The organism is Bradyrhizobium mercantei (genome assembly GCF_001982635.1).
Lineage (GTDB): Bacteria > Pseudomonadota > Alphaproteobacteria > Rhizobiales > Xanthobacteraceae > Bradyrhizobium > Bradyrhizobium mercantei.
The window spans coordinates 1,249,223-1,261,165 of sequence record NZ_MKFI01000001.1; the positions used below are offsets into that span (position 1 = coordinate 1,249,223).

General features: G+C 66.9%; 6 protein-coding genes. 2 read left to right on the forward strand and 4 right to left on the reverse strand.

The genetic code is table 11. The features are described 5' to 3' along the window. Positions 1-335: 335 nt before the first annotated feature. Positions 336-6,407, forward strand: a complete 6,072-nt coding sequence (locus BI327_RS06170; protein WP_076858817.1) for an apolipoprotein A-IV repeat region-like domain-containing protein — start codon at positions 336-338, stop codon at positions 6,405-6,407. 259 nt (positions 6,408-6,666) lie between these two features. On the opposite strand, the gene BI327_RS06175 is transcribed toward BI327_RS06170, so the two are convergent. The 3 genes from BI327_RS06175 to BI327_RS06185 form a co-directional block, all read right to left on the reverse strand. Continuing rightward, positions 6,667-7,539: an MlaD family protein gene (locus BI327_RS06175; RefSeq protein WP_076858818.1), complete on the reverse strand. Its 873-nt coding sequence runs from the start codon at positions 7,537-7,539 to the stop codon at positions 6,667-6,669. Positions 7,540-7,659: 120 nt separating this feature from the next. After that, the gene (locus BI327_RS06180; protein WP_076858819.1) at positions 7,660-8,430 is read right to left on the reverse strand and encodes an ABC transporter ATP-binding protein; all 771 of its coding nucleotides are present in this window, start codon (positions 8,428-8,430) and stop codon (positions 7,660-7,662) included. 2 nt (positions 8,431-8,432) lie between these two features. Continuing rightward, positions 8,433-9,566, reverse strand: coding sequence for an MlaE family ABC transporter permease (locus BI327_RS06185; RefSeq protein ID WP_076858820.1), 1,134 nt, complete (start codon positions 9,564-9,566; stop codon positions 8,433-8,435). A gap of 143 nt (positions 9,567-9,709) precedes the next feature. Here BI327_RS06185 and dgcA point away from each other — a divergent pair, with 143 nt between their 5' ends. Next, positions 9,710-10,711 (forward strand): N-acetyl-D-Glu racemase DgcA, encoded by a 1,002-nt coding sequence (dgcA, locus tag BI327_RS06190; RefSeq protein ID WP_076858821.1) that lies wholly within the window; start codon positions 9,710-9,712, stop codon positions 10,709-10,711. On the opposite strand, the gene BI327_RS06195 is transcribed toward dgcA, so the two are convergent. Next, entirely contained in the window at positions 10,681-11,880 is a 1,200-nt protein-coding gene (locus tag BI327_RS06195; RefSeq protein WP_076858822.1) for an MFS transporter, read from the reverse strand. The two genes, dgcA and BI327_RS06195, sit on opposite strands and share 31 nt — an antisense overlap. Positions 11,881-11,943: the final 63 nt, after the last annotated feature.

Below are 11,943 nucleotides of genomic sequence, written 5' to 3' on the forward strand. Positions count from 1 at the left end.
GGTCAGCCAATCACGAAACTGGTTAACGGATTGTTGTCGGGATGATCGGCAAAACCGCCCGATTCTGGACAATTTCCGGACACAATCGACGCGCCGTGGCGGGAATTTCGAGTACCCATAAGACCTTATGGCGCAAAGCTGTTAACGATGATTAAGAAAGTATTAATCGCAAGCATTTCATTCGCTTCACTCTCCCCATAGGATGTTTGCGGATGTAGCGGACAAGCCGCCGAGGGGGCGCGCTTGCGCTCCGCTTGTGGGCACCGGCTTCGAGCATGCGTGGGGACGATCGCAGGCTCGCCGACGCGTAATTAGTGAGAGGGCTCAGACTGAACATGGCGAACACACCCAAGAAGGTCAAAGATCCCACCGAAGTCGCGCTTTCTGCCATCCAGGAGGCCCTCAACATCAGCGAACAGGGCGCGGAAAATCGCAGCCCCCTCAACGAGAGCGCCACGCCACCGAACCTGCCGCCGTCCGCTCCCGATTTCTCGGCCACATCTTTTGAATCGCGTACCAATGCCGATCGTGCAGTGTTCGAGCCGATCGAAGAAACGCGCGCACCGCGCCGCGCCGCCAACGATGATCGCGAGACCATCGGCCAGATGTTGCAGACGCTGCAGGGAGGGCGCGCGCGCAACGCCTTCACGCTGTTCTTCGTCTGCTCCGGCGCCTGGCTGCTCGGCGGCGTGATCCTCACCATCGCGTTCTGGCCGGCCCTGCAGGCTTCGATGGCCCAGGGCACCGGCGTGCTGGTGCTCGCCGGCCTCGCCGCGCTGTTCGCCGTTCCGATTCTGCTGTTCTACTATCTCGCCAGCCTCGCCGCGCACGGTCAGCGCATGCAGATGATCGCGCAATCGATGGCGCAGGTCGCGATGCGCTTCTCCGAGCCGGAAAACGCCGCCGCCGATTCCATGGTGACGGTCGGCCAGGCGATCCGCCGCGAAGTCGCGGCGATGGGCGACGGCGTCGAGCGCGCGATCGCGCGCGCCGGCGAGCTCGAGACCCTCGTTGCCAACGAGGTTGCAGCGCTGGAACGCGCCTACTCCGACAATGAAGTGCGCATCCGCGCGCTGCTGCAGGACATCGCCCACCAGCGCGACAATCTAGTCGGCCAGGCCGAACAGGTGCGCAGCGCGATCTCCGGCGTGCAGATCGACCTGCGCCACGACATCGCGCTGATTTCCGACGCGATCGCCTCGCGGGTCGACGAGGTCGCCAAGAGCATCACCGGCGCGCTGGAAGAGCGCGGCCAGCACATCACGACCGCGCTGAGCCATGCCGGCGACAACATGATCCTCGCGCTCGGCGAGCGCGGCGGCGACCTGCTCGACCGCCTCGAGGAAGCCAGCGCCGAGACCACCCGCGCGGTGATGGACGCCTCCGAGCGGCTCACCACCAGCCTCAACTTCAAGACCGGCCACGTCCATGACGAGTTCGTCGATCTGGCCGATCGCGTCCACGAGATGCTGAACGAGCGCATCGACCGCATCACCGGCGAGTTCGAGCAGCGTTCGTCCGCCATCGTCGACGGCATCTCCGACCGCACCGAAGAGGTGCACGATTCCCTGAAGAACTCGGCGGACTCGCTGCTGCTCGAGCTCGAGCTGCGCAGCAACGACCTCGTCAGCAAGATCGACGACGCCGGCAACCGCCTCGCCGGCCAGATCATGAACTCCGGCGACCGGGCGAGCGAGGCGCTCGACGTCACCGTCAACTCGCTGGTCGCCAAGGTGGTGGGCCAGACCGAAACCGCGCACGATTCGCTGTCGCTGCAGATGAGCGCGTTCGACGACCTGGTGAAGAACCACGGCAGCGAGCTCGCCGAGAAATTCGCCCGCGACTCCGGCACGCTCGGCGCGCTGATCACCCGTCACATCTCGGAATTCGACCGCACGGTGAAGACCTTCGGCGGTGACATCGTCGAGCGCATGGGCCAGCGGACCCAGGACATCACTGACAGCTTGAAGACCTATGTCGACACCTTCGACCATCGCGTCACCTCCAATAGCGGCGAGATCACCGCTTCGCTCGACCAGCGCCTGCTGCAGTTCGAGACGACGCTGGGCAGCCGCGTCAGCAATCTCGACGCCTCGCTGAACGACAAGCTGTCGTCGTTCGACAGTTCGCTCGCCACCAAGATCGGCTCGTTCGACGGCCGCCTGCAATCGCTCGACGACGCGATCGACGGCCGCATGAAGACGATTGAGGTCACCTTCGAGAGCCGCGCCAAGTCGGTCACCGACACCATCGACGGCCATCTCGGCACGCTCGCGACCCAGCTCACCGAAGGCGCCACCCAGGCGATCCACTCGATCGACTCGCGCCTCGGCCTGCTCACCACGACCCTGACCGAGGGCACGGTGCAGGCGATCGCCGCGGTCGACCACCGCATCAATGGCGTCACCGAAACCATCGACGGCCACAGCCTCCGCCTCGTCGACACCATCAACGGGCACAGCACCCGTCTCGCCGACACCATCAACGGTCACAACACCCGCCTCGTCGATACCATCAGTGGCCATAGCTCGAACCTGACCGACACCATCTCGGCGCGCTTCGCCGACATCCAGCAGGGCATCGAGAGCCGCGTCGGCGTCATCGCCGGCGACATCGACACCCGCGTCGCGCAGTTCGAGGATCTCTTGGGCTCGCGCGTCGAGGCTGTTGCCGGCCGCATCGAGAGCAGCGGCCGCCAGGCCAGCGAGGACCTGATGTCCCGCGCCGAGCTCTTGTCGTCGAGCATCAAGTCCCATGTCGAGGACGCCGAGCGCTCGCTGACCAACCTCGTGGTCAACACCAGCGAAACCATCCAGACCGGCGCGCGCACCGCGCAGCAGGCCCTGCTCACGGTCTCCGCCGACGTCGGCAACCAGCTCAAGCTGAGTTCGGCCGAGGTCGAGGGCGTGCTGACCGCAGTCGGCACCAGCGCCGCCAACTCGATCCTCACCAGCGCCCGCGACGCCCAGGTGTCGCTGGTCTCCGCCTCCGGCGACGTCGCCTCGCAGATCAAAGCGCTGTCCGAGGACGTCGAGCGCACCTTGCAGGCAGCCGGCAGCGCCACCGCGGCCTCCGTGCTGTCGGGTGCCCGCGACGCGCAGACCACGCTGGTCTCTGCCTCGGTCGAAGCCGCGAGCCAGGTCAAGTCGCTGGCCGCCGATGTCGAGGCATCGCTGTCGATGTCCGGCTCCGCCGCCGCCGAAGCGATCATGACCGGTGCTCGCGACGCTCAGACCATGCTGATCTCGACCTCGAGCGACGTCACCGGCCAGGTCAAGTCGCTCGCCAGCGACGTCGAGCGCTCGCTCTCGATGGCCGGTACCGCAACCGCGGAAGCCGTCGTCGCCTCGGCCCGCGAGGCCCAGAACACCCTCGCCGGTGCATCCACCGAAGCCACCAATCTGGTCCGCACGCTTGCCGCCGACATGCAGCACTCGCTGTCGACCGCCGGCAGCGCGACCGCGGAAGCCATCGTCGCCTCCGCCCGCGAGGCCCAGAGCACCCTGGCCGGTGCCTCGACCGATGCAACCAATCTGGTCCGCACGCTGTCGGCCGACATCGAGCGCTCACTGTCGATGGCCGGCACCGCGACCGCGGAATCCGTCGTCGCTGCGGCGCGCGAGGCCCAGAGCACGCTGGCCGGCGCCTCGACCGAAGCCACCGACCTGGTCCGCACGCTGGCCGCAGACATGGAGCGCTCGCTCTCGATGGCCGGCTCCGCCACCGCGGAATCCGTGGTCGCCGCGGCGCGCGAGGCCCAGAGCACGCTGGCCGGCGCCTCGACCGAAGCCACCGACCTGGTCCGCACGCTGGCCGCCGACATGGAGCGCTCGCTGTCGATGGCCGGCTCCGCCACCGCGGAATCGATCACCTCGGGTGCGCGTGAAGCCCAGAGCATGCTGGTCAACGCATCGACCGAATCCGCGACGAAGGTGTCGGCGCTCGCCTCCGACATCCAGCGTGCGCTGTCGATGGCCGGTTCCGGCACCGCCGAGGTGCTGACGGCCGGCGCCCGCGAGGCGCAGAACACCCTCGTCAACGCCTCCACCGAGGCCGCCAACCACGTCAAGTCGCTGGCAGCCGATGTCGAGCGCACCCTGACGTCGGTCGGCACCAACACCGCCCAGACGATCCTCGGCAGCGCCCGCGACGCCCAGACCTCGTTCGTGGCGACGTCGAGCGAGGCGGCAGCCCAGATGCGCGCGATCTCGGTCGAGATCGAACGCTCGCTGACCACAACCAGCGCGGAGACCGCGCAGACCATTCTGAGCAGCGCCCGCGAGGCCCAGAGCTCGTTCGCGGCGACCTCGGCCGATGCCGCCGCCCAGATCCGCACGCTCTCGACCGATATCGAGCGCGCGCTGGGTTCGGTCACGGTCAAGACCACGGACAACATCCAGACCTCGGCGCAGAACGCGCAGGCCGCGCTGATCACCATGTCCAACGAGGTCTCGACCAAGGTCAAGACGACCTCCGCCGACATCGAACGTTCGGTGCTGTCTGCCTCCAGCGCATTCGGCTCGGCGATGACCGGCAAGACCGACGAGATCGTCACCTATGTACAGCAGCAGACCGAGCGTCTGTCGCAGATGGTCGACGGCCGCCGCGGCTCGCTGGTCGAGGCGCTGACCGCCAAGACCACGCAGCTTTCGGCCGACATGGATCGCGCCACGGCCGACGCCCTGAAGGCGATCGAAACCCGCGGCCTCGCCTTCTCGCAATCGATGGCGGCGCATGGCGGCGATGTCGCGCGCAACATCACCTCGGCCGGCGACCAGGCGACCGGCGCGGTGGCGAAGTCGCTCAAGGATCTCGAGCAGGCCTCGCGCGCGGCGATCGACCAGTCGCGCCAGGTCTCGATCTCGGCCGTCACGGAGATGCAGGAGACCAGCAAGATCCTGCGCACCGATACGGTCGCGCTGTTCGAGCGGCTGCGCGAGGGCAACATCCTGCTGCAGGAAGTGCTGACCGGCGCCCACGACAACCTCAACTCGCTGGAGCGCGCGCTGGTGACCCGCGTGGCCGACTTCGTGTCCGCCATGAACGACGTCACCTCGCGCAACGGCGTGGCGACCGAGACGCTGGAAGACCAGCTGACGGTGTTCAACAGCAAGACCGGCAAGGCGCTGGAAGATCTCGGCGCGCTGTCGAGCCAGTTCGAGACCCATGGCAAGGCGCTGATCGACGCGGCTGCCGTGGTCGAGCAGGCCAACCGCTCGACGACGGCCTCCGTCAGCGAGCGCAAGGAGGCGCTGGAAGCGCTGGTCACCACCATCGACCTGCGCACCACCGATCTCGATCAGCGGCTGTCGCGCTTCACCGGCCTGCTCGATGAATCGCTCGGCGCTGCCGAGGAACGCGCCCGCGACATCGCGCGCGTGGTGGCGGAAACCGCAGGCGCCGGTTCGGCTGCGATCAGCCGGCAGTTCGAGGCGGTGCGCCAGGCCGCCGAGAACGAGCGTCAGCAGACCGTCGATGCGATGAACGAACTCTACCAGCAGAGCAACGCCGAGACCGATGCGATGTTCAAGGAATCGACGGAGAAGTTCTCCGCGATGGTCACGGCGATGAAGCAGATGGCGAGCGAGATGCACGGCGAGCTCGAGGCCACCCGCAACGAGCTGCGCCGCGGCGTGCTCGAGATGCCGCAGGAGGCCGCCGAAAACACCGCGCAGATGCGCAAGGTGATCGTCGACCAGATCGAGGCCCTCGCCGAGCTGAACCGCATCGTCGCCCATCACGGCCGCGGCCTCGACGTGGTCTCGACCAACCGCGCCAGCGTCCGCCACGAGGAGCCGGTGATGGCTGCTGCCGCCGGCGGCCGCGCCGACGTGCGGATGCGGGACAGCGTGCGGGACAACGGCAACAGCGCTTCGACGCTGCCGCCGCCCGATCTCGGCATGGCGAGCTCGCGCCGCACCGAGGCCCCGTCGGTGAGCCCGGCGGGCCCCAACAACAACGGCGACGGCTGGCTGTCCGACCTGCTCAACCGCAGCGACGCACCGCCGCCTGCCCCGCAGGGCCGCGACGCGCAGCAGCGCCCGCGTCCGCAGCAACAGCAGCCGGCCGCCAATCCGCTGGAGTCGCTGTCGCTCGACATCGGCCGGCTGATGGACCGTACGCTGGCGGCCGAGATGTGGGATCGCTACCAGCGCGGCGAGAACAAGGCGTTCTCCAAGCGCCTGTACACGCCGGCCGGCCAGAAGGCATTCGACGAGGTGGCCCGCAAGTATCGCGCCGACCGCGGCTTCAAGCAGACGGTCGACCGCTACATCGCGGAGTTCGAGCGGCTGCTCGACGAAGTCGCCCGCGACGGCCGCGGCCAGCAGGAGCTGGCTGGCCACCTGACCTCGGAGACCGGGCTGGTCTACACCCTGCTCGCGCACGCGGCGGGACGGCTGGGGTAAGCTGATTGGCGAATAGTGGGTAGCGAATGAAAAAACGGAGGCCCTCAGGCCTCCGTTTTGTTTTGAGCCCGGGATTGAATTCGCGGACGACGCATCGGCGATAGTGCGATGGCCTAACCACCGTCATTGCGAGGAGCGTCAGCGACGAAGCAATCCATTCCTCGGCGTACGCGGCGCGATGGATTGCTTCGCTTCGCTCGCAATGACGGTCGTGTAGGCAGCGAACCCTACTCGCTATTTGTCACTCGCCATTCGCCTGTCACTGCTGCCGCCGCCGCGGCCCTGGCGCTGCGGCCGGAGCCGGCGCGGGCTCGGGCGCGGCGTTGTTGCTGCCGCCGAAGATCACCCGGCTCGGGTTGCGGTCGAAATTGTTCACCGCGCGGCTGATGTCGGCCAGCGTGCGGCGGCCGTCGTTGATCAGAAGATTGGTCCGCTTGTCGACATTGTCGGCGAGTTCGCGGATCGACTTGACCATGAGATTCAGCTCGCTGCCATTGTTGCCGCCGGCGATCGCATTGAGCCCCAGCATCAGATTGTCGGCCTTGCCCATCACGCCGTCGACCTTGAGCATGACGTTGTCGATCTTCTCGGAATTGCGCGCCAGCGCCTCGGTGAAGACCTCGAGGTTCTTCAGCGAATTCTTCACCGACTGCTGATTGTCGGCGACGATGCGGTTGACGTTTTGCAGGGTGGCGCGGATCGCCTCGGTGACGTCCTGTAGCGCGTTGGGATCGGCGGTCAGGACCGGGATGCCGTCCTCGTCCAGCGGCACCGGCGGGGCGGCCTCCTCGCCGCCCTTCAGCGAGATCGCGGCGACACCGGTCAGCCCCTGGAACTCGAGACCGACCAGGGTGTCCTTGCGCAGCGGTGCGCTGTTCTCGATCATCGCGAGCGCAACCACGCGCCGCGGGTTGTCGAGCTTGACCGAGACGACCTCCCCTATCCGGATACCGTTGAAATTGACATTGCCGCCGTTGCGCAGGCCCGACGCCGGCCCCTCGAAGATCACCCGCAGCGGGCTGCGCTGCTTGGTGGTGTGCAGGCTCTGGAACCACAGCACGAAGCCGAACGCGGCGGCGATCACCGCCAGCGTGAAAGCCCCGATCAAGACGTAGTTCGCCCGCGTTTCCATCAATTACTCGCGTTCATCACTGTTGGGCCCTCGCGCAGCCAGTCTGCGCGTGAGCCCGTCGAATTTCCTGTTGGCGCATGATCTCGTCGGAAAACCGGCTCCATTTTTCGGGATCATGGGCTAGGCCACAACGGCTCGGGCGCGCTTGCCGTTGAAATATTGCTGCAGCCATGGATGCTGCGATGCCTTCATGTCGGCGATCGATCCTGCAGCAATGATCTTACCGTTCCCTAAAACGGCGATACGGTCGCACGCGGTGTAAAGGCTGTCGAGGTCGTGGGTTACCATGAAAACGGTCAGCCCCAAAGTGCGCTGCAGGGTGCGCACCAGCTCGTCGAAATCGCCGGCGCCGATCGGATCGAGGCCCGATGTCGGCTCGTCGAGAAACACGAGCTCCGGATCGAGCGCGAGCGCGCGCGCCAGCGCGACGCGCTTGATCATGCCGCCGGACAGTTCCGACGGATAGCGATCGGCGACCTCGGGCTTGAGGCCGACCATCACCAGTTTCGCCACCATGATCTCGTCGAGCAGCCGCTGCGAGACCCGCAGATATTCGCGCGCCGGAAACTGGATGTTCTGGCGCACCGTCAGCGAGGAGAACAACGCGCCCTGCTGGAACAGGATGCCCCAGCGCCGCTCGACGGCGCGGCGCTGCGACGAGTTCGCGGCGTCGAGATCGACGCCGAACACCTCGATGCGGCCGGAGACCTTCGGCACCAGGCCGATGATGGTGCGCGTGAGCACCGACTTGCCGGCGCCCGACGGGCCGACGAAGCCTAAGATCTCGCCGCGCTTGACGTCGAGGTTGAGGCCGTCGAGCACGCGCGTATTGCCGAATTGCACGGTGATGTCGCGGACCCGGATGATGGCGTCGTTGTCCTGCTCCGCCATGATCACATCCCGATCGAGGCGAAGAAGATCGCGAACACGCCGTCCATCACGATCACGAAGAAGATCCCTTTCACCACCGACGCGGTGGTGTGCTGTCCGAGCGACTCCGCCGAACCCTGTACCGCCAGCCCCTCGACGCAGGCGACGATGCCGATCACGGCCGCCATCACCGGCGCCTTGACCATGCCGACGATGAAATGGTCGATCGATATGGCATCACGAAGGCGGAGCAGGAAGGCCTCCGGATCGACGCCGCCATAGAGCCAGGCCACCAGGCCGCCGCCATAGAGCGCGGCCATCGCGCCGAGGAAGGCCAGGATCGGCAGCGCCAATACCAGCGCCAGCATGCGCGGCAGGATCAGGACCTCGATCGGATCAAAACCCATGGTGCGCAGCGCGTCGATCTCCTCGCGCATCTTCATCGAGCCGAGCTCGGCGGTATAGGCCGAGCCGGAGCGACCCGCGACCATGATCGCGACCAGGAGCACGCCGATCTCGCGCAGCACCAGCACGCCCAGCATGTCGACGACGAAGATGTCGGCGCCGAACCTGCGGAAATGGAAGATACCCTGCTGCGAGATGATGCAGCCGATCAGGAAGGTGATCAGCACCACGATCGGTACCGCGCGCAAGCAGACCTGCTCGAGGTGATGCACGGTCGAGGTGAAGCGGAAGCTGCGCGGATGGATCAGCACCTTGGCGGCCGCGGTCAGCACCGCGCCGAGCATGTCGACCAGGCCGATGATGGTGCCGCCGATCCCGGCCACGGTGCGCCCGATCTGCTCGAGCATGCCCGATATCAGCAGCGGTTCGCTCGCGGCCCTGGGCGCCGGGCCGACGCGGCGGACCTCGTCGACCAGGCTGGAATAATTGGCGGAAAGGCCGGCGATCTCGGCTTCGGCGCTGGCGTCGCTGAGGCTGCGGCGCAGCCGCTCGATCAGCCAGGCGCCGAAGGTGTCGAGGCTCGCGACCTGCGACACGTCGATGAAGATGTGGGGCCGGCTGCCGCGCAGCTTCTCGGCGTCGGAGACGATCCGCTCGAGCGCAGGGGCAAAGCGCGCCGTCCAGTTGCCCGCCGCGCACAACGCCAGTCCTTCGCCTTGGGCTATCCGCTCCAGTGTCGGGTCGCCGCTCACCTTTTGCCTACCCCTCAAGCCGGCTGGCCGCCGCTCATGCAGATCTCCGGCGGCTTGCCGGATCGGCTTGTCGAATCTGTCGCTAACCAGCCATAGTTGGTTGCGCCTCGCAAGCTACGGTTCAGGAAATAGTAGACTTTAAAATGACTTCCACCCCTCCCGGAGCAATTTCCCTGACCTGCCGGATCGAGCGCTGGCCGATCGCGGGCACCTTCACGATCAGCCGCGGCGCCAAGACCGAGGCCGTCGTGGTGGTCGCCGAAGTGAGCCAAAGCGGCCTCATTGGCCGCGGCGAATGCGTGCCCTACCCGCGCTACGGCGAAACCCCGGAGGCGACGCTGCACGCGATCCGGGCGATGCAGGAGCCGCTCGCCGGCGGGATGGACCGCATCGCTCTGCAAGCCCGGATGCCCGCCGGCGCCGCCCGCAACGCGCTGGATTGCGCGCTGGCGGACCTCGAGGCCAAGCGCGCCGGTCAGCGGATCTGGAACCTGCTCGGCCGTCCCGCGCCGGAGCCCCGTACCACCGCCTATACGATCTCGCTCGGGACATCAGAGGCGATGGCCGAGGCCACGGCGAAGGCCGCACACCGCGCGCTGCTCAAGATCAAGCTCGGCGGCGATGGCGACGGCGAACGGATCGCCGCCGTGCGCAAGGCGGCGCCTCGCTCCGAGCTGATCGTCGACGCCAATGAGGCCTGGACCGAGGACAATCTCGCCGCCAACCTCAAAGCCTGCGCCGATGCCGGCGTCACGCTGATCGAGCAGCCGCTGCCGGCCGGCAACGACGCAGCGCTTTCGCGGATCCAGCGCCCGGTTGCGGTCTGCGCCGACGAGAGCGTGCATGACCGCGCCTCGCTGGAGGGCCTGCGCGGCCGCTACGACGCCGTCAACATCAAGCTCGACAAGACCGGCGGGCTGACCGAAGCGCTCGCAATGGCCGATGCAGCCCGCGCGCTCGGCTTCGAGATCATGATCGGCTGCATGGTCGCGACCTCGCTTGCGATGGCACCGGCGATGCTGATCGCGCAACAGGCCCGCTTCGTCGATCTCGACGGTCCGTTGCTGCTGGCAAAGGACTGCGACGACGGCCTGCGCTACGAGGGCAGCCTGGTCTATCCGCCCGAGGCCGCGCTCTGGGGGTAAAAGGTTAGCCGCTTCCGCGCCAGCCACATCACGAGCCCGCCCGTGGCCGCCATCGCGGCCATCATGTCGTAGACGCCGAGCCCGAAGCGCGCATAGACCATGCCGCTGACGATCGCCGTGGTGCTCGCGACGATGCCGCCGCAGGCGGTGAGATAACCCTGCGCGCGCGCCATCACATGGACCGGCACGTGATGCACCATCAGACCCATGATGCCGACCTGCGTCAGCCCGAAGCTTAAGCCGTGTCCGAGCTGGACCACGGCGAGCACCGCAAGCGGAGGGTCCTGCGCGGTGATCGCCCAGCGCGCCACCGCGCTGGCGGCTGCGATCATCACCAGCACCGCCGACGGCAGCGTGAAGCGCGGCGACAATGCAAACAGCACGATCTCGGCGATCACGCCGAGCACCCAGAGCACCGCAATGGTCAGGCCGCTGAAGCCAGCCTGCTGCCAGGCAATCGAAGCGAAGATGTAATAGGCGCCGTGGCTGCCCTGGATCAGCGCCGACGACACGATGATGGCGAGAAAGGTGGGGTTACGCAGCAGTTTCGGCGCGCCGGCCGTCGGCGTGGCCGCTGTCACTGGGCGTCCCAGCGGCCGCAGCGTCAGCCCGACCAGCGCGCCGAGCACAGTGACCGCCGTGATGATCCAGATCAGATCGACCTCCGCGACATAGCGCAGCAGGAACCCGCTGATGAGTGCGCAGACCGCGAAGGCGGCCGAGCCCCACAGCCGCAGCGGTCCATAGCTGAGACCGAATTGCCTGACGCCGCGCAGCGCATAGGCGTCGGTGAGCGGCACCATCGGGGTCCAGACGCAGCAGGTCAGCGCATAGACCGCGAGCAGCACGAGCGGCTGGTGCTGGGTGCCGATCACGGCAAAGCCGAATGCCGTCGCAAAGCCGGTGGCGATGATCGCGCCGCGCAGCATCTGGCGCCGTTCCGCAGCCGCAGTGACCAGCGGCAGCACGGTGAAGCGCGTCACCGGCGGCACCGCCGTGATGATGCCGATCCAGGTGGCATCGATCCCGATCGCCTTCATCCACACCGTGAAAAACGGCAGGTGAACGCCGGTCATCCCGAACAGCGTGGCATAGAATGCCGCAAGGCTGCGCGCGAATCGCCGCGATGCAACTTTTGCTGCAATGGGGATTTGTGATTCGGAAGACATCAATTCAATTGCGATTCGCGCGATATCGTGGTGATCGTTAGCGTAACGCGCAGTGATTTGCGC